Origin of the sequence: Streptomyces sulphureus DSM 40104, assembly GCF_000381025.1 — a bacterium.
GTDB lineage: Bacteria > Actinomycetota > Actinomycetes > Streptomycetales > Streptomycetaceae > Streptomyces > Streptomyces sulphureus.
In genome coordinates this window covers 318,438-335,121 of record NZ_KB905818.1, presented here as the reverse complement: position 1 = coordinate 335,121, position 16,684 = coordinate 318,438, and the positions used below count along the sequence as shown (strand labels likewise).

General features: G+C 72.4%; 21 protein-coding genes. 15 read left to right on the top strand and 6 right to left on the bottom strand.

What is annotated here, in order from left to right:
- The first annotated feature begins 24 nt into the window (after positions 1-24).
- On the top strand, positions 25-2,190 hold the full coding sequence (locus F603_RS0118680) for an MMPL family transporter (RefSeq protein WP_019547503.1): 2,166 nt from the start codon (positions 25-27) through the stop codon (positions 2,188-2,190).
- Positions 2,191-2,271: 81 nt separating this feature from the next.
- Here F603_RS0118680 and F603_RS0118675 read toward each other — a convergent pair whose 3' ends face one another.
- From F603_RS0118675 to F603_RS0118660, 4 genes are all read right to left on the bottom strand, one after another.
- A complete protein-coding gene (locus F603_RS0118675; RefSeq protein WP_019547502.1) occupies positions 2,272-2,460 on the bottom strand; it encodes a DUF397 domain-containing protein in 189 nt (62 codons plus the stop codon).
- A gap of 65 nt (positions 2,461-2,525) precedes the next feature.
- Complete coding sequence (locus tag F603_RS0118670; RefSeq protein WP_019547501.1) at positions 2,526-2,714, bottom strand: DUF397 domain-containing protein; 189 nt, start codon at positions 2,712-2,714, stop codon at positions 2,526-2,528.
- Between the two features lie 64 nt (positions 2,715-2,778).
- The gene (locus F603_RS0118665) at positions 2,779-2,967 is read right to left on the bottom strand and encodes a DUF397 domain-containing protein (protein WP_019547500.1); all 189 of its coding nucleotides are present in this window, start codon (positions 2,965-2,967) and stop codon (positions 2,779-2,781) included.
- Positions 2,951-3,832, bottom strand: coding sequence for a helix-turn-helix domain-containing protein (locus F603_RS0118660; RefSeq protein ID WP_037956390.1), 882 nt, complete (start codon positions 3,830-3,832; stop codon positions 2,951-2,953). Before F603_RS0118660 ends, F603_RS0118665 begins: the two co-directional genes overlap by 17 nt.
- 221 nt (positions 3,833-4,053) lie before the next feature.
- Here F603_RS0118660 and F603_RS0118655 point away from each other — a divergent pair, with 221 nt between their 5' ends.
- The 13 genes from F603_RS0118655 (at position 4,054) to F603_RS0118590 (ending at position 14,833) form a co-directional block, all read left to right on the top strand.
- Complete coding sequence (locus tag F603_RS0118655) at positions 4,054-4,293, top strand: DUF7848 domain-containing protein (protein WP_019547498.1); 240 nt, start codon at positions 4,054-4,056, stop codon at positions 4,291-4,293.
- Positions 4,290-4,418, top strand: coding sequence for a hypothetical protein (locus F603_RS36260; RefSeq protein ID WP_019547497.1), 129 nt, complete (start codon positions 4,290-4,292; stop codon positions 4,416-4,418). The genes F603_RS0118655 and F603_RS36260 overlap by 4 nt, the downstream gene beginning before the upstream one ends.
- 121 nt (positions 4,419-4,539) lie before the next feature.
- On the top strand, positions 4,540-4,761 hold the full coding sequence (locus tag F603_RS0118645; RefSeq protein ID WP_019547496.1) for a hypothetical protein: 222 nt from the start codon (positions 4,540-4,542) through the stop codon (positions 4,759-4,761).
- Positions 4,762-5,385: 624 nt separating this feature from the next.
- Entirely contained in the window at positions 5,386-7,092 is a 1,707-nt protein-coding gene (locus tag F603_RS0118640) for a nitrite/sulfite reductase (protein ID WP_019547495.1), read from the top strand.
- Positions 7,089-7,286 carry a hypothetical protein gene (locus F603_RS0118635; protein WP_016908241.1) on the top strand — a complete coding sequence of 66 codons (198 nt, stop codon included), beginning with the start codon at positions 7,089-7,091 and terminating at the stop codon, positions 7,284-7,286. Before F603_RS0118640 ends, F603_RS0118635 begins: the two co-directional genes overlap by 4 nt.
- A complete protein-coding gene (locus F603_RS0118630) occupies positions 7,283-7,984 on the top strand; it encodes a phosphoadenylyl-sulfate reductase (RefSeq protein ID WP_019547494.1) in 702 nt (233 codons plus the stop codon). The genes F603_RS0118635 and F603_RS0118630 overlap by 4 nt, the downstream gene beginning before the upstream one ends.
- Positions 7,981-8,547: an adenylyl-sulfate kinase gene (cysC, locus tag F603_RS0118625; protein WP_019547493.1), complete on the top strand. Its 567-nt coding sequence runs from the start codon at positions 7,981-7,983 to the stop codon at positions 8,545-8,547. Before F603_RS0118630 ends, cysC begins: the two co-directional genes overlap by 4 nt.
- Before the next feature lie 46 nt (positions 8,548-8,593).
- Positions 8,594-9,544 (top strand): sulfate adenylyltransferase subunit CysD, encoded by a 951-nt coding sequence (cysD, locus tag F603_RS0118620; protein ID WP_019547492.1) that lies wholly within the window; start codon positions 8,594-8,596, stop codon positions 9,542-9,544.
- Positions 9,544-10,902, top strand: coding sequence for a sulfate adenylyltransferase subunit 1 (locus F603_RS0118615; protein ID WP_019547491.1), 1,359 nt, complete (start codon positions 9,544-9,546; stop codon positions 10,900-10,902). Before cysD ends, F603_RS0118615 begins: the two co-directional genes overlap by 1 nt.
- Before the next feature lie 164 nt (positions 10,903-11,066).
- On the top strand, positions 11,067-12,188 hold the full coding sequence (locus F603_RS0118605; protein ID WP_019547490.1) for an ABC transporter substrate-binding protein: 1,122 nt from the start codon (positions 11,067-11,069) through the stop codon (positions 12,186-12,188).
- A 70-nt stretch (positions 12,189-12,258) separates the two neighbouring features.
- Positions 12,259-13,089 (top strand): ABC transporter ATP-binding protein, encoded by an 831-nt coding sequence (locus F603_RS0118600; protein WP_019547489.1) that lies wholly within the window; start codon positions 12,259-12,261, stop codon positions 13,087-13,089.
- Positions 13,076-14,014: an ABC transporter permease gene (locus tag F603_RS0118595; RefSeq protein WP_019547488.1), complete on the top strand. Its 939-nt coding sequence runs from the start codon at positions 13,076-13,078 to the stop codon at positions 14,012-14,014. Before F603_RS0118600 ends, F603_RS0118595 begins: the two co-directional genes overlap by 14 nt.
- Before the next feature lie 30 nt (positions 14,015-14,044).
- The gene (locus F603_RS0118590; RefSeq protein WP_019547487.1) at positions 14,045-14,833 is read left to right on the top strand and encodes a sirohydrochlorin chelatase; all 789 of its coding nucleotides are present in this window, start codon (positions 14,045-14,047) and stop codon (positions 14,831-14,833) included.
- Here the strand turns inward: F603_RS0118590 and F603_RS0118585 are convergent.
- Positions 14,791-15,387, bottom strand: coding sequence for a winged helix-turn-helix domain-containing protein (locus F603_RS0118585; protein ID WP_019547486.1), 597 nt, complete (start codon positions 15,385-15,387; stop codon positions 14,791-14,793). The genes F603_RS0118590 and F603_RS0118585 overlap by 43 nt on opposite strands.
- Before the next feature lie 200 nt (positions 15,388-15,587).
- On the bottom strand, positions 15,588-15,677 hold the full coding sequence (locus F603_RS36575; RefSeq protein ID WP_425426992.1) for a putative leader peptide: 90 nt from the start codon (positions 15,675-15,677) through the stop codon (positions 15,588-15,590).
- A 183-nt stretch (positions 15,678-15,860) separates the two neighbouring features.
- On the opposite strand from F603_RS36575, the gene F603_RS0118580 reads away from it, so the two are divergent.
- Positions 15,861-16,682, top strand: coding sequence for a pentapeptide repeat-containing protein (locus F603_RS0118580; protein ID WP_019547485.1), 822 nt, complete (start codon positions 15,861-15,863; stop codon positions 16,680-16,682).
- Positions 16,683-16,684 lie beyond the last annotated feature (2 nt).

The window sequence follows — 16,684 nt, the reverse complement described above, 5'->3', positions numbered from 1 at the left end:
CCCACGCAACAGAAATGACGCCCTATGGCCATCCTGCTCTACCGGCTCGGCCGGTTCTCCTTCCGCCGCCGCGGACGCGTCGTCGCCATGTGGCTGGTCCTGCTCGCCCTGCTCGGCTCGGCCGCCGCGGCCTTCAGCGGCCCTACCTCCAACAGCTTCTCGATCCCCGGCACCGAGTCCCAGAAGGCGATGGACTCGCTCGCCGAGGAGTTCCCCGAGGCGAGCGGCGCGACCGGGACGATCGTCGTCGCCGCGCCCGAGGGCGAGAGACTGACCCCGGCCGCCGTCGGCCCCGTGACGAAGGAGGCCGCCGAGGTCCCGGGCGTCGTCGGGGCCGTCGACCCGTTCGAGGCGAAGAGCGTCTCGCAGGACGGCCGATACGCCCTCGTCCAGGTGCAGTTCGACAGCAAGGCCGACGAGGTCACCGACGAGCAGCGCGCCGCGTACGAGCAGGCGGGCGCCGACGCGGACGGGCTCCGGGTGGAGCACGGCGGCGAGGTCATGCAGGCGGTGCCGGAGATCGGTTCGACCGAGGCGATCGGCGTGGGGGTCGCGGCGCTCGTCCTCGTGCTGACCTTCGGCTCGCTCGTGGCCGCCGGGATGACGCTGCTCAACGCCCTCGTCGGCGTGGGGGCCGGCATAGCCGGGCTCTTCGCGCTCAGCGGCGTCGTCGAGATGAACTCGACGGCGCCGATTCTCGCGCTGATGCTGGGGCTCGCCGTCGGGATCGACTACTCGCTCTTCATCACCTCCCGCTACCGGCAGCACCTCTCGCAGGGCATGGAGCCGGAGGACGCGGCCGGGCGCGCGACCGGGACGGCGGGTTCGGCCGTCGTCTTCGCCGGCGCCACCGTGGTGATCGCGCTCGCGGGGCTCGCCGTCGCGGGCGTCCCCTTCCTCACCGTCATGGGTCTCGCCGCCGCTGGCACCGTCGCGCTCGCCGTCCTCGTCGCCCTCACGCTGCTGCCCGCGGTGCTCGGCTTCGCCGGTCGCCGGGTGCTGCCGCGCAGGCGGGCGGGGCGCGAGGGCGCGGAGACCCCGGAGGCCGCCGAGGACCGCCTCGGCTTCCGGTGGGGCCGCGCCGTGGCGAAGGTACGGGTGCCGCTGCTGGTCGTCGCCGTGCTCGGCCTCGGAGCGCTCGCCTCACCCGTCACCGACATGCGCCTCGCCCTGCCCGACGCGGGCACGGCGGCCGAGGGTTCGGCGGCGCGCGAGGCGTACGACCTGACGACCGAGGGGTTCGGCGAGGGCTTCAACGGCCGCCTCGCCGTCGTCGTCTCCGGCGACGACGCGCAGGCGACGGGTACGGCCACCAAGCAGACCGCGGCCCTCGTCGCGAAGACCGACGGCGTGCTCACCGTCGCCCCGCCGCAGACGAGCAAGGACGGCACCACCGCGCTGCTCGGCGTGATCCCGAAGACGGGCCCCTCGGCGGCCGAGACCGAGGAGACCGTCCACTCGATCCGGGACCGGGTCGCGACGGTCGAGGGCGCCACCGTGTCGCTCACGGGTGCGACCGCGTTGGGCATCGACGTGTCGGAGAAGCTCGCCGACGCGCTGCCCGTGTACCTCGTGCTCGTCGCCGGGCTCTCCGTACTGCTGCTGATGCTCGTCTTCCGCTCGATCCTGGTGCCGCTCAAGGCGGCGCTCGGCTTCCTGCTGACGGTGGGCGCCACCTTCGGCATCACGGTGGCAATCTTCCAACAGGGCCATCTCGCGGGGCTCGTGGGCGTCGACACCCCGGGGCCGCTCGTCAGCTTCCTGCCGATCCTGCTCATCGGCATCCTCTTCGGACTCGCCATGGACTACGAGGTCTTCCTCGTCTCGCGGATGCGGGAGGACTTCGTGCACGGCGTCGACGCGCGGCGGGCCGTGGTCAGCGGCGTGGGGCACAACGCCCGGGTGGTGAGCGCCGCCGCGGTGATCATGACCTCGGTCTTCGGCGGGTTCGTGCTCATGGAGGACCCGATCATCAAGTCGGTCGGCTTCGCGCTCGCCATCGGCGTGGTGGTCGACGCGTTCGTCGTCCGCATGGCGCTGGTGCCGGCCGTGATGCACCTGCTGGGACGCGCGGCGTGGTGGCTGCCCCGGCCGCTTCAGCGCGCCCTTCCCAACCTCGACGTCGAAGGGGAGCGGTTGCAGCAGAGGCTGCCGGAGCAGCGGTCGGAGGAGGAACTCACCAACGTGTGAGGCGAGTTGACCCGCTACTCGCGGACGAGCCCCGTCCCGGCGTCGCTTGCCGGGGCGGGGCTCGTCGTTGTCCGGACGCGGTTACTCCAACTCGCCTGCCGTGACGCCCGCAACGAACGCGCTCCAGCCCGCGGCGGGCACGGTCAGCTCGCCGCGGGTGCGGTCCTTCGTGTCGCGCGCGGAGACGGTGGCCGATGCCGAGCGCACCTCTACGCAGGCCCGATCGTGCGTGGAGTAGCTGGACTTGAACCACTCAGTGTTGTTCTTCATGTGTTCCCCACCATGTCGGCGACGAAGCGCGCGGTGGCCGCCTCGTCGTGGTTACCCAGGTGCGGTTACTCGAACTCGCCCGCCGTAACGCCCGCGACGAACGCAAACCAACCCGCGGTGGGAACGGTCAGCTCGCCGCGGGTGCGGTCCTTCGAGTCGCGCGCAGAGACGGTGGCCGGCATCGTGCGCACCTCTACGCAGTTCTGCTGACCGTTCAAGTAGCTGGACTTGAACCAGTCAGTGTTGTTCTTCATGTGTTCCCACCATGTCGGCGACGAAGCGCGCGGAAGCCGCCTCGTCGCAGTCGCCCAGGTGCGGTTACTCGAACTCGCCCGCCGCGACGCCCGCAACGAACGCGCTCCAGCCCGCGGCGGGCACCGTCAGCTCGCCGTGCGTCCGGACCTTGGTATCGCGCGCGAAAACGGTGGCAGACGCCAAGCGCACCTCCACGCAGTTCCGATCGGCGTTGGAGTAGCTCGACTTGAACCAGTCAGTGTTGTTCTTCATGTGTCCCCACCATGTCGGCGACGAGCCTCGCGGAAGCCGACTCGTCGAGGCTTGCGGTCCAGATGTTGTCAAACGCTGCGGCATAACTCGCTACCTCCGCGTCCTTGTCGAGGTAGAGAGCTCCGGTGAGGTTCTCGACGTACACCGTCGGCGGCTCGGCCTTCCCCATGCCCTCCGGGAAACGCAGAAGTACGAACGGACCCGTCATCACGCCATGATGCATACCGGATGCGAAGGTCACGATCCGAATACTGACATTGGCCAGCCCAGTCGCCCAAAGCAGGTGACGGAGCTGGCCATCCATGACACCATGCCCGCCCGTCGGCCGCCGTAGTACCGCCTCATTGAGGACTACCCGCAGGATGGGTGCAGTTGAGCCGCGGGTAAGTAGCGTCTGCCGCGCAGTACGCAGTCGGACTCGCCGCTCCACTTCAGCATCGGGGAGATCGCCCCTGTGCGCCCGCACCACCGCGCGTGCGTACCCATCCGTCTGAAGAAGACCTGGCACAAGGTCGGCCTCATACCATGAGAGCCCAGACGCCGCCTCTTCGAGCCCCATGTAGACGTCGAAGTCCTCCGGGATGACATCCCCGTACGAGTGCCACCAGCCCTGCGCCTTGGTCTCTTTCGCCAACCCCATAAGCGCACGGCGTAGTTCGGCCGGAGCACCGTAAACGCGGCACATCGTTTCCACGTCGTGGCTGCGCATCGAACTCTGCCCCGTCTCGATGCGCCACATCTTCACCTCCGACCATTCGAGCTCAACGGCCGCGGCGCGCACCGTGAACCCCGCCCTGCCCCTCAAATCGCGCAGGTAGCGGCCGAGTTGACGGCGCGGCACGGTCGACCCCGTACGTGATCCCATGACATCCCCTTCCCGCCCGTCCTTCAAGATGAAGGACTTTTCCCTTTCTCCGTGAAGGAGCAAAGCCCTTCACTTTCGGCACTGTTGGGCTCAGCTCCGAGTGCCGCGTTCTGAAACCTTGCCCTCGCTTCGTCGGCAGTGCACGGTGAACACATCGATCGCGCTCGGTAATCGCCTCGCGACACCGAGTCCACCATTCTGCCTACTCGGGGGGACTCCGCATGCCCAAATCCAGGTACCGCTTCCGCCAGTTCGCCCTCACTTGTGACGAGGAACCCGACGCGGAGCCGCACGCGTACGCGATGCAGTGCGCCGTGTGCTCCGAGAGCGGCCCGTGGAGCGAAGACGCCACGCAGGCGCACGACTGGCCTCCGGCCCATCTGCGGTTGCACCCGCAGCACTTGGCCTACCGCGAGTACGTCACGCGCCCCTACCGCGCCATCCCCGGAGCCTGGCGGTGAGCCGCGGCGCGCACGCCGGGCGCCGACGATGCGCGGCCTCGGCCGGACCGCTCCTGCTCTCGACCCGCACCGGCGGCATCGTCTTCGCCCTGTACGCCGCCGGGCTCACCCGGCCGGGAGGCTGACGTGTCCGACAAGCCGCAGCCGCAACCCGAGCCCAAGCAGACCCCGTGCAGGCACCCCGCCCTCACCAGCGACGGCAAACGCTGCGCCGCCTGCGGAACCGCATCTACCTCTAGGACCCCCATGCTGTTCAAGGGCTGGTACGAACTCCCCTCCGGACTGGGCCCGTTCGACCTCAGACGCGGCGACCGCGTCCTGCACGGCGGACGCTGGGCCACCGTCGTCGACCTCTACTCCCCCGGCAACACCGGACGCGGCCGTGTCCTTCACCTCGAAGACGGCCGCCTCACCCTCCTCCGCCAAGACGAACGCCTTCCCACCGCCCGGCGTACGCCCCGCGCCTGAGAGCTCCGCCCGGGCACGGCGTCCCGTCCCGCGCCCGAGCGGACACCCCGCCCCGCCGCACCGTCAGGACAGGCACCCGCGGCGGGGCGGGCCCATAGCGCGCGAAGCACACGAACCAGCCAGCGCTCGCCCGCCCCTGCCCGCAATCGCAGGACCTTTCGCCGGCCCGGGCAACCAGGACGAGAGGCAGCCGCACGCAACGGGTCCGGCCGGCCGGTCGGCTCGCGCACCTCCTCGGCCTGTGCGACGCCGCACGCCGACGGACGGAGCGCTGCCAACTCCCCTGCTCACAGCGCATTTCAGGGTCATCTCAAAAAGAAAGACTCTGATGTCCATATCACGGACAACAGTGGACTGCCCTTCAACGCCCGTGCGACGCTTCCTCCATGTCACGCGCTGGAATCTCCTTGGTGAGTCGACGCCACGTCGACTTCGGACGCATGTCCAGCGCCATCTGTCGAGCGAGCTGACAGTCCCAGCACCGCCGCTCCGCCGAACCGCCCCCGCTGCGGCTGGTTCGCCACCACTTCCTGTCAACTCCCCCTGACCAGGGACCACTTGTGCGCCCATGCGCAGGTCCGGACAGGCCGGGAGTCCGTCTGCGCCTGCCCGAAGGACCGCTCCATGGCCGACACCGCTGACACCCACGCGCCCCGCACGCCCGCCACCTCCCGCCGCAAGGCAGGACGCCACCGCGGGGAGGGCCAGTGGGCTGCCGGGCACCTCACCCCCCTCAACGGCAACGAGCAGAACAAGAAGGACGATGACGGTCTCAACGTGCGGACGCGCATTGAGACGATCTACGCGCACGGCGGCTTCCAGTCGATCGACGGCGCCGACCTCCGCGGCCGGATGCGCTGGTGGGGCCTGTACACCCAGCGCAAGCCGGGCGTCTCGGGCGGCAAGACGGCGATCCTCGAACCCGAGGAGCTGGAGGACGAGTACTTCATGCTCCGGGTCCGCATCGACGGCGGACGCCTCACCACCGAGCAACTCCGCACCGTCGGCGACGTGTCGCAGGAGTTCGCACGCGGCACCGCCGACCTCACCGACCGGCAGAACATCCAGTTCCACTGGATTCGCGTCGAGGACGTGCCCGAGATCTGGCGCCGCCTGGAGAGCGTGGGCCTCTCGACGACCGAGGCCTGCGGCGACACCCCGCGCGTCGTCCTCGGCTCCCCCGTCGCCGGCATCGCGGCCGACGAGATCATCGACGGCAGCCCCGCCGTCGAGGAGATCAACCGGCGGGTGGTCGGCAACCCCGCATACTCCAACCTGCCGCGGAAGTTCAAGACGGCCGTCTCCGGCTCGCCCCTGCTCGACGTCGCCCACGAGATCAACGACGTCTCGTTCGTCGGCGTCGAACACCCGGAGTACGGTCCCGGGTTCGACCTCTGGGTCGGCGGCGGGCTCTCCACCAACCCCAAGATCGGCGTGCGGCTCGGCGCGTGGGTTCCGCTGGAGGACGTCGCCGACGTCCACGAGGGCGTCGTCGCCCTCTTCCGCGACTACGGCTACCGCCGGCTGCGCACCCGCGCACGGCTGAAGTTCCTCGTCGCCGACTGGGGCCCCGAGCGGTTCCGCCAGGTGCTGGAGGACGAGTACCTCCAGCGGAAGCTCGCCGACGGACCGGCGCCCGAGGAGCCCGTCCAGCGCTGGCGCGACCACGTCGGCGTCCACCGGCAGCGCGACGGCCGCTACTACGTCGGCTTCGCGCCGCGCGTCGGACGGGTCGACGGGGCGACGCTCAGCAAGGTCGCCGACCTCGCCGAGGCCCACGGCTCGCAGCGGGTGCGGAGCACCGTCGAGCAGAAGATGGTCGTCCTCGACGTCCCGGAGGAGCAGGTCGAGCCGCTGCGCGAGGCGCTCTCCGCGCTCGACCTCACCACCTCTCCCTCCGTCTTCCGCCGCGGCACCATGGCCTGCACCGGCATCGAGTTCTGCAAGCTCGCCATCGTCGAGACGAAGGGCCGCGGCTCCTCGCTCATCGACGAACTGGAGCGCAGGCTCCCGGAGTTCGACGAGCCGCTCACCATCAACCTCAACGGCTGCCCCAACTCCTGCGCCCGCATCCAGACCGCCGACATCGGCCTCAAGGGCCAGCTCGTCACCGACGCCGAGGGCAACCAGGTCGCCGGGTACCAGGTGCATCTGGGCGGCTCCCTCGGCATGGAACCCGGTTTCGGACGGAAGGTCCGCGGCCTGAAGGTGACCGCCGAGGAGCTCCCCGACTACGTGGAGCGGGTGCTCCGCGCCTACCTGGCGGAGCGCACCGAGGGCGAGCGGTTCGCGCAGTGGGCGGCGCGCGCCGAGGACGGAGCCCTCAAGTGAGCGGCCGCGCAGCACCGTTCTACTGCCCGTACTGCGGCGACGAGGACCTGCGCCCCTCCGAGGAGGGGACGGCGAAGGGCAAGGGCGCGGCGTGGGAGTGCGCCGCGTGCAACCGGGCCTTCGCGCTCTCGTTCCTCGGACTGCTCGCCGGCGGCCTGCCGTCGGCGCACACGGAAGGAGGCGATCCGTCGTGACCGCCGTACGTACAGCGGAGGACCTGGAGAAGCTCGCCGAGGGCGCAGGCCGCGACCTGGAGGAGGCGCCGGCGCTGGAGATCCTTCAGTGGGCCGCCGAGACCTTCGGCGACCGCTTCTGCGTCACCTCCTCGATGGAGGACGCCGTCGTGGCCCACCTCGCCTCGCGCGCCAGGCCGGGCGTCGACGTCGTCTTCCTCGACACCGGCTACCACTTCCCCGAGACGCTCGGCACCCGGGACGCCGTCGACGCGGTGCTGGACGTCAACGTCGTCACCCTCACCCCGCGCCAGACCGTCGCCCAGCAGGACGCGCAGTACGGCCCGAAGCTCCACGACCGCGACCCCGACCTGTGCTGCACGCTGCGGAAGGTGCAGCCGCTCCAGGCGGGGCTCGCCGGGTACGACGCGTGGGCAACGGGGCTGCGCAGGGACGAGTCGCCGACGCGCGCGGGGACGCCCGTCGTCGGCTGGGACCCGAAGCGGCAGAAGGTGAAGGTCTCCCCCATCGCCCGCTGGAGCGCCGACGACGTCGCGCAGTACGTCGCCGCGCACGGCGTCCTCACCAACCCGCTCCTCGACGACGGCTACGCCTCGGTCGGCTGCGCCCCCTGCACCCGCCGGGTGCTCGCGGGCGAGGACGCTCGCGCCGGGCGCTGGTCGGGGACGGGCAAGACCGAGTGCGGGCTCCACCTGTGAGCGCGGGGCAGGACACCGCGGCGCGCCAACGCGCGGGCGCCACCGTCTGGTTGACGGGCCTGCCCAGCGCGGGCAAGACCACGCTCGCGCGGGCTCTCGCCGCGCGCCTCACCGCACAGGGCCGCAGGACGGAGGTGCTCGACGGCGACGAGATCCGCACCTTCCTCTCCTCGGGGCTCGGCTTCTCGCGCGAGGACCGGGACACCAACGTCCAGCGGATCGGCTTCGTCTCGCAACTGCTCGCCTCGCATGGGGTCACCGTCCTCGTCCCGGTGATCGCGCCGTACGAGGCGAGCCGCGAGGCGGTCCGCAAGCGCCACGAGGCCGAGGGCACGGAGTACGTGGAGGTCCACGTGGCCACGCCCGTCGACGTCTGCTCGCAGCGGGACGTCAAGGGCCTCTACGCACGCCAGGCCGCGGGCGAGATCACCGGGCTCACCGGCGTCGACGATCCGTACGAGCCGCCGCGCGATCCCGATCTGCGCATCGAGGCGCACGGCCGCAGCGTCGAGGAGTCGGCAGCGCAGCTCCACACGCTGCTGCAGGAGCGGGGGTTGGCGTGAGCGACCCGGCAGTGGAAGCAACCGGAACACCAGGAAGGGGCACGGCGTGACGACGGCCACCACACCGCTGGAGTCGAGCGGACCCGGCGCGGGCGGAAGCGGCTACGCACTGACGCACCTGGAGGCGCTGGAGTCGGAGGCGGTGCACATCTTCCGCGAGGTCGCGGGGGAGTTCGAGCGCCCGGTGATCCTCTTCTCCGGGGGCAAGGACTCCATCGTCATGCTCCACCTGGCGCTGAAGGCGTTCCGTCCGGCCGCGGTGCCGTTCGGGCTGCTCCACGTGGACACCGGGCACAACTTCCCCGAGGTGCTGGAGTACCGCGACCGCACGGTGGCGCGCCACGGGCTGCGGCTGCACGTCGCCAGCGTCCAGGAGTACCTGGACCGCGGCGAGTTGAAGGAGCGCCCCGACGGCACGCGCAACCCGCTCCAGACGCGGCCGCTCCTCGACGCCATCGCGCAGAACCGCTTCGACGCCGTCTTCGGCGGCGGGCGGCGGGACGAGGAGAAGGCGCGCGCCAAGGAACGCGTCTTCTCGCTCCGCGACGAGTTCGGCGGCTGGGACCCGCGGCGGCAGCGCCCCGAGCTGTGGCAGCTCTACAACGGGCGGCACGCGCCGGGCGAGCACGTCCGCGTCTTCCCGCTGTCGAACTGGACGGAGCTGGACGTCTGGCAGTACATCGCGCGGGAGGGGATCGAACTCCCCGCGATCTACTACGCGCACGAGCGCGAGGTCTTCGCGCGCAGCGGCATGTGGCTGGCGCCCGGCGAGTGGGGCGGGCCCAAGGAGGGCGAGCCCGCCGAACGCCGGCGGGTGCGCTACCGCACCGTCGGCGACATGTCCTGCACGGGCGCGGTCGACTCGGACGCCGACACGCTCGACAAGGTGATCGCGGAGATCGCCGCCTCCCGCCTCACCGAGCGCGGCGCCACCCGCGCCGACGACAAGCTCTCCGAGGCGGCGATGGAAGACCGCAAGCGCGAAGGGTACTTCTGATGTCCACACCCGCATCCGCCGAAGAGCGGGACGCCGTACCCGCGGAGACGGAGCTGCTGCGGTTCGCCACGGCCGGCTCGGTCGACGACGGCAAGTCGACGCTCGTCGGGCGGCTCCTCCACGACTCCAAGTCGGTCCTCGCCGACCAGTTGGAGGCCGTCGAGTCCGCGTCCCGCAACAGGGGGCAGGAAGCGCCCGACCTCGCCCTCCTCACCGACGGGCTGCGCGCCGAGCGCGAGCAGGGCATCACCATCGACGTCGCGTACCGCTACTTCGCCACCCCGCGGCGCCGGTTCGTCCTCGCCGACACACCGGGACACGTGCAGTACACGCGGAACATGGTGACGGGCGCCTCCACGGCCGAGCTCGCCGTCGTCCTCGTCGACGCGCGCAACGGCGTCGTCGAGCAGACGCGCAGGCACGCCGCGGTCGCCGCGCTGCTGCGGGTGCCGCACGTCGTCCTCGCCGTCAACAAGATGGACCTCGTCGACTACGCGGAGCCCGTGTTCGCCTCCATCGCCGAGGAGTTCACCGCGTACGCGGCCTCGCTCGGCGTCCCGGAGACCACGGCCGTCCCCATCTCGGCGCTAGAGGGCGACAACGTGGTGGTGCCCTCGGCGCACATGGACTGGTACGGCGGCCCGACCGTCCTGGAGCACCTGGAGACCGTCCGGGTCGACCGCGACCCGAGCGACGACCCGGCGCGCTTCCCCGTCCAGTACGTGATCCGCCCGCAGACCGCCGAGCACCCCGACTACCGCGGTTACGCGGGCCAGGTCGCCTCCGGCGTGCTCCGCACCGGGCAGCGCGTCGCGGTGCTGCCGTCCGGCCGCACCAGCACCGTCGCGGGGATCGACGTGCTCGGGCGCGAGGTGGACGAGGCGTGGGCGCCGCAGTCGGTGACCGTGCGGCTCGAGGACGAACTCGACGTCTCGCGGGGGGACATGATCGTGCCAGTGGAGGCCGCGGTGAGCGCCGTGCAGGACGTCGAGGCGACCGTCTGCCACCTCCACGACGAGCCGCTGCGCCCCGGCGACCGCGTCCTGCTCAAGCACACCACGCGCACCGTGAAGGCGCTCGTCAAGCAGATCCCCTCGCGGCTCACCCTCGACGACCTCTCGCCGCACCCCGAGCCGGAGGCGCTGGAGGCGAACGACATCGGGCGCGTGGTGCTGCGCACCTCCGAGCCGCTGCCGCTCGACCCGTACGCGGACTCGCGGCGCACCGGCTCCTTCCTCCTCATCGACCCGGCCGACGGCACGACCCGCACCGCGGGGATGGCAGGCGACCCGTTCGCCGGGGCCGCGGGCGACACGTCCCCGAGCGTCCAACGGGACGACGACGGCTGGGACTTCTGAGATGAGCGCGGCGGGAGAGGTCTTCTCGACCTTCGACAAGACGGGCGGCCGGATCGGCAGCGGCGCCCTCGGCAGCGGCCAGGGCGGCGTGGGGCGATGTGCGCGCTGACGCGCCCGTCCCGCACGTCCCGTCCCCTTCCGTCACGCATCGAGAGGACCACTCCGTGGCCACCCGACCCCTGTCCCGGTTCCGCTTCTCACTCCGCCGCAGACTGCTGATCCCGCTAGCCGTGCTGCCGCTCGCCCTCACCGCCTGCGGGTACGGCTCGCAGGCGAGCGACGACTCCGCCGACGGCAAGGCGGCGGGCGGCGAAAAGGTCGGCGGCCTCGACGAGGTGCGGATCGGCTACTTCCCCAACGTCACCCACGCCACCCCGCTCGTCGGACTCGGCGAGGGCGGGCGGATCGCCGAGGAGCTCGGCGGCACCAAGGTCTCGACGCAGGTCTTCAACGCGGGCCCCTCCGCGATCGAGGCGCTCAACGCCAAAGCCGTCGACATGACGTGGGTCGGCCCCTCGCCCTCGATCAACGGCTACGTGAAGTCGGGCGGGAAGAACCTGCGGATCGTCTCGGGAGCGACGTCGGGAGGAGCGTCGCTCGTCGTCGACCCGAAGAAGATCTCCTCGCTCGACGACCTCGAGGGCAAGAAGATCGCCACCCCGCAGCTCGGCAACACCCAGGACGTGGCGCTCCTCGACTACCTCCGCCGCAAGGGCATCGACGTCAAGGCCGAGACGGGCGAGGGCGACACGCAGGTGCTGCGGCAGGACAACAAGGAGATCCCGACCACCTTCCAGCAGGGCGGCATCGACGGGGCCTGGGTGCCGGAGCCGACCGCGTCGAGCGTCGTGGAGCGCGGCGGCAAGGTCCTCCTCGACGAGCGGAAGCTGTGGGAGGACGGGCAGTTCGTCGTCACCAACCTCGTGGTGCGCCAGGACTTCCTCGAGCGGCATCCGGAGGTCGTCGAAGCCGTGCTCCGCGGCTCCGTGCGCACCAACGCGTGGATCGGGAAGAACCCCGGGAAGGCGAAGGAGCGGATCAACTCCGCGCTGGAGCGGGACGCGGGGAAGCCGCTGCCGAAGAAGGTCCTCGCGTCGGCCTTCGAGAAGATCGACGTCACCGACGACCCGCTCGCCTCCACCCTCCGGGACCAGGCCGACCACGCCGTGCGCGCGGGGCTGCTGAAGAAGCCGGACCTGAAGGGCATCTACGAGCTCGGCCCCCTCAACAAGGTGCTGAAGTCGGAGGGCGCCGAACCGGTCGACGACGCAGGGCTCGGCAACTGACGTACAGCGCAGGGCGGTTCGCGCACGAACCGCCGCGTCCCCCACGCACACCCCACGGGAGGTGACAGCGATGCCCACCACTCTCAGCGCACAGGACCCGGCGGCCGCGGCGCAGCCCCGGGCCGCACACCAGCAGGACCGCCAGCGGCAGGCCGGCTACGCCGCACGACTCGACGGCGTCTCCAAGTCCTTCGGACGGCCGGGAGCGCAGCAGCAGGTGCTCGACGGGATTTCGCTCGACGTCGCGCCGGGCGAGTTCGTCACGCTCCTCGGCGCCTCCGGCTGCGGCAAGTCCACGCTTCTCAACCTCGTCGCCGACCTGGAGTCGCCGACCGACGGCACGATCGAGGTGCCGGGCGGACGCCCGGCGCTGATGTTCCAGGAGCACGCGCTCTTCCCGTGGCTCACGGCGGGACGCAACATCGAACTGGCGCTGCGGATGCGCGGCGTGGCGAAGGCGGAGCGCAGGCAGGAGGCCGAGCGCCTGCTGGAGCTGGTGCGGCTCACGGGCGCGTACGGCAAGCGCGTCCACGAACTCTCCGGCGGCATGCGGCAGCGCGTCGCGCTGGCGCGCGCCCTCGCGCAGGACAGCCAACTGCTGCTGATGGACGAGCCGTTCGCCGCGCTCGACGCGATCACGCGGGACGTGCTCCACGAGGAGCTCACCCGGGTGTGGGCCGAGACCGACGTCTCGGTGCTCTTCGTCACGCACAACGTGCGGGAGGCGGTGCGCCTCGCCGAGCGGGTGGTGCTGCTCTCCTCCCGGCCCGGGCGGATCGCGCGGGAATGGCGGGTCGACATCCCGCAGCCGCGGCGGATCGAGGACGCCGAGGTCTCCCGGCTCTCCGTGGAGATCACCGAGGAGTTGAGGGGGGAGATCCGCCGACATGGCCAGCACTGAGACCGAGAGGCCGCCGGAGAGCGGAGCCTCCCCCGCCGGCGGGGCACAGGGCGCCGAGCGCGACGACGCGGCCGAACTCGCCGGCCTGGAGGCGGGGCTCGACGCGCTCGACACCCGCACCCAGGCCCGCACCCCGCTCGCCCGCACCCTGCGCGAGAAGGCGCTCCCCCCTGCCGTCGCCGTCGTACTGGTGCTGGCGCTCTGGCAGTCGGCGTTCGCGCTGGAGCTGAAGCCCGACTACCAGCTCCCGAGCCCGCTGATGGTCTGGGACGCGCTCGCCGAGGAGTGGTACAAGGGCACCATCCTCGGGGTCGTCTGGCAGTCGGTCTCCCGGGGCGCGCTCGGCTTCCTCGTCGCGCTCGTCGTGGCGACGCCGCTCGGACTGCTGGTGGCGCGGGTGAAGGTGGTACGCGCGGCGATCGGCCCGGTGCTCTCGGGGCTCCAGTCGCTGCCGTCGGTCGCCTGGGTGCCGGCCGCGATCATCTGGTTCGGGCTCACCGACGCGACGATCTACGCCGTCGTCCTCCTCGGCGCCGTGCCGTCCATCGCCAACGGCCTGGTGGCGGGCGTCGACCGCATCCAGCCGCTCCACCTGCGGGCCGGGAAGGTGATCGGGGCCACCGGGCTGCGCGGGGTGCGGCACGTGCTGCTGCCCGCCGCGCTGCCGGGGTACGTCTCCGGGCTCAAGCAGGGCTGGGCGTTCTCCTGGCGCTCCCTGATGGCGGCGGAACTCATCGCCACCTCCCCCGAGTTGGGCGTCGGCCTCGGCCAACTGCTGGAGACGGGACGGGTCTACCAGGACATGCCGCTGGTCCTCGGCGCGATCCTCCTCATCCTCCTCGTCGGCATCGGCATCGAACTGCTGCTCTTCGCCCCGCTGGAGCGCCGTGTGCTCCGCAACCGCGGGCTGCTCGCCGCCCGCTAGCCGTCCGTACCGTCGATCCGGCAGGTTCCGATGCTCAACGCACGCGTGTCCGCGGGGTTTTCCCCTGCGCTGCTCCTCACCGCGCACGGCAGCCGCGACCCGCGGCACGCCGAGACCGTCGCGGCGATCCGTGCGGGGGTCGCCGCGGCCCTGCCCGGGGTGCGCGTCGAGGCCGCCTTCCTCGACTTCGACGCGCCCACGGTCCACGGCGCGCTGGCGCGCCTCCACAGGGACGGGGTGCGCCGCGCCGTCGCCGTCCCGCTGCTGCTCTCGCGCGCCTTCCACGCCAAGCACGACCTGCCGGCCGTGCTGGCGGAGGCTGCCGCGGAGCTGCCGGGGCTCGCCGTCCGCCAGGCCGGCGTGCTCGGGCCCGACCCGCTCCTCCTCGACGGGCTCGAACGGCGGCTCGCCCAGGCCGGGTTGGGCGCGCCGCGACTCGGCGAGGAGCGCGCGGAGACCGGCGTCGTGCTGGCGGCCGCCGGCTCCACAGACCCGGAGGCGAACGCGGTGCTCGTGGAAACCGCGCGGGAGTGGGAGCGCACCACAGGGTGGTGCGCGGTGCGTCCCGCGTTCGCCTCCGCCACGCCCCCGCGCACCGCGGACGCCGTGCGCGCGCTGCGCGCCGAAGGGGCGCGGCGGGTCGCCGTCGCGCCGTTCGTGCTGGCGCCCGGGCGCCTCCCCGACCGCATTCTCGCCGGTGCGGCCGAGGCCGGCGCCGAGCTCGTCGCGCCCGTGCTCGGCGCCGCCCCCGAGGTCGTCCGGCTCGTCGCGGCGCGCTACGCCGAGGCGTCGGCCGACGCGGTGCCCGCCGCGGCCTGACCCTCCGGCAGGTACTTGTACCCGACCCGTCGCACCGTGACGATCCGGCCGCGGTGCGCGCGGCCGAGCTTGCGGCGGAGCCGCGCGATGTGGACGTCGACGGTGCGCCCGTCGCCGACGTGTCCGTACCCCCACACGGCGCCGACGAGCTGCTCCCGCGAGTGCACCCGCGCCGGGTGCGCCACGAGGTGCGCGAGGAGTTCGAACTCCAGGTAGGTGAGGTCGAGTTGGCGCCCCGCGACGCGTGCGAGGCGGCGCTCGGCGTCCACCTCCACCGCGTCGGGGGCCGGCGGGGCGGACTGGCGCGCGGCCGGCGGGTGCGCGGCGCCGGCGAGGAGCTGGGACGGGTCGGTCCCGGCCGGCACCAGGACGAGGTAGCCGACGAGGGGCGCCGAGATCTCCTCGCGCGGAGTTCCTTCGGTTCGGCCGGGCTCGCGGACGACGCGGAGTCGGCGCTCGGCGGAGCCGCCGCGGGCCGGGTCGGCGCCGAGGCCGAGTGCGGCGAGGTCCGAGCTGGTCAACGGGGCGAACCTGGGGTGGTCTTGGACGGTCACGGCTGCGTGCTCCTTCGAGAGGTGAAGCGGGGACCGGAGGGCCGCGCAGAGGGGAACGGCCGTCCGGGAAGGGCGTGCAGACGCGGGCGCCGCACCACGCGGTGCCCCGGACGGGGCGACGTGGAAGCGGAAGGAGGAGGGAGCCGGGGCGGTCCGCCGCGGCCGAAGGGCCGCCGGTGTGGCCGGGCGCGGCGCGCGCGTCAGCGGAGGACGCAGCCCGCACAGAGGGCGCTGGCATGCCGTCGGAGGTCGACGTGCAGCCGCGCTACGAGGTTCGCATACTGGCTCACGTCAAGTGAGCATGCCAGCACAGAGGTTCGGCGTCAACGCGGGGCCTGCGGCGGCAGCCGGGAGCGGCCGTGCGTCCGGCGGTGCGAGAATCGGCGCGTGCACCTCGGGCGCGAACCCGCCGCGGGCGGACGGCGGTGCCGAACGGCCGGGGTGCGGAACCGGTGAGCGCAGGAGAGCACAGCATGCCGAAGCCCGTGGAAGACCAGCACGCCCTCCGGGCCGAGTGCGGCAGTTGCTTCGGGCTCTGCTGCGTCGCGCTGCCCCTCACCGCCTCCGCCGACTTCGCCGTGGACAAGGCGGCGGGCACCCCGTGCACGCACCTGCGCGAGGACTTCGGCTGCGGAATCCACGGCCGCCTCCGCACGGAGGGCTTCCCAGGGTGCCAGGCGTACGACTGCTTCGGCGCGGGGCAGCGCGTCTCGCAGCGGACCTTCGGCGGACGCGACTGGCGGCACCACCCGGAGACGGCGGAGCAGATGTTCGCCGCGCTCCCCGTCGTACAGCAACTCCACCAACTGCTCTGGTACTTGGACGACGCCCTGACCCGCACCGCGGCCCGCGGCCTCGGCCCGCAACTGCGCGCCCTGCGGGAGGAGACCGACGCGCTGGCGGGCGGCCCGCCCGAGGCCCTTGCCGCCCTCGACGTCGCCGCGCACCGGGGCCGCGTCGACCCCCTGCTGGAGCGGACGAGCGCGCTCGTCCGCGCCCGCACCCCGGGCGGCGGCCGCGACCGCAGGCGTGCCGACCTGCTGGGAGCCCGACTGCGCGGCGCCGACCTGCGCGGGGCCGACCTGCGGGGCTCCCTGCTCATCGCCGCCGACCTCACAGGCGCCGACCTGCGCGAGGCCGACCTCATCGGCGCCGACCTGCGGGACGCGCGCCTCCACGGCGCCGACCTCACCGGCGCCCTCTTCCTCACCCGTCCCCAACTAGCCTCGGCACAGGGCGACTTGTCGACACGGCCGCCGCACCCGCTGCCGCAGCCGGCCCACTGGCGCGGCTGAAG

Coding starts and splice junctions, on each gene's coding strand:
- F603_RS0118680 (WP_019547503.1), top strand. CDS start 25: ATGGCCATCCTGCTCTACCGGCTCGGCCGGTTCTCCTTCCGCCGCCGC.
- F603_RS0118640 (WP_019547495.1), top strand. CDS start 5,386: ATGGCCGACACCGCTGACACCCACGCGCCCCGCACGCCCGCCACCTCC.
- F603_RS0118590 (WP_019547487.1), top strand. CDS start 14,045: ATGCTCAACGCACGCGTGTCCGCGGGGTTTTCCCCTGCGCTGCTCCTC.
- F603_RS0118595 (WP_019547488.1), top strand. CDS start 13,076: ATGGCCAGCACTGAGACCGAGAGGCCGCCGGAGAGCGGAGCCTCCCCC.
- F603_RS0118645 (WP_019547496.1), top strand. CDS start 4,540: ATGCTGTTCAAGGGCTGGTACGAACTCCCCTCCGGACTGGGCCCGTTC.
- F603_RS0118600 (WP_019547489.1), top strand. CDS start 12,259: ATGCCCACCACTCTCAGCGCACAGGACCCGGCGGCCGCGGCGCAGCCC.
- F603_RS0118580 (WP_019547485.1), top strand. CDS start 15,861: ATGCCGAAGCCCGTGGAAGACCAGCACGCCCTCCGGGCCGAGTGCGGC.
- F603_RS0118675 (WP_019547502.1), bottom strand. CDS start 2,460: ATGAAGAACAACACTGAGTGGTTCAAGTCCAGCTACTCCACGCACGAT.
- F603_RS0118655 (WP_019547498.1), top strand. CDS start 4,054: ATGCCCAAATCCAGGTACCGCTTCCGCCAGTTCGCCCTCACTTGTGAC.
- F603_RS0118615 (WP_019547491.1), top strand. CDS start 9,544: ATGTCCACACCCGCATCCGCCGAAGAGCGGGACGCCGTACCCGCGGAG.
- F603_RS0118660 (WP_037956390.1), bottom strand. CDS start 3,832: ATGGGATCACGTACGGGGTCGACCGTGCCGCGCCGTCAACTCGGCCGC.
- F603_RS0118670 (WP_019547501.1), bottom strand. CDS start 2,714: ATGAAGAACAACACTGACTGGTTCAAGTCCAGCTACTTGAACGGTCAG.
- F603_RS0118665 (WP_019547500.1), bottom strand. CDS start 2,967: ATGAAGAACAACACTGACTGGTTCAAGTCGAGCTACTCCAACGCCGAT.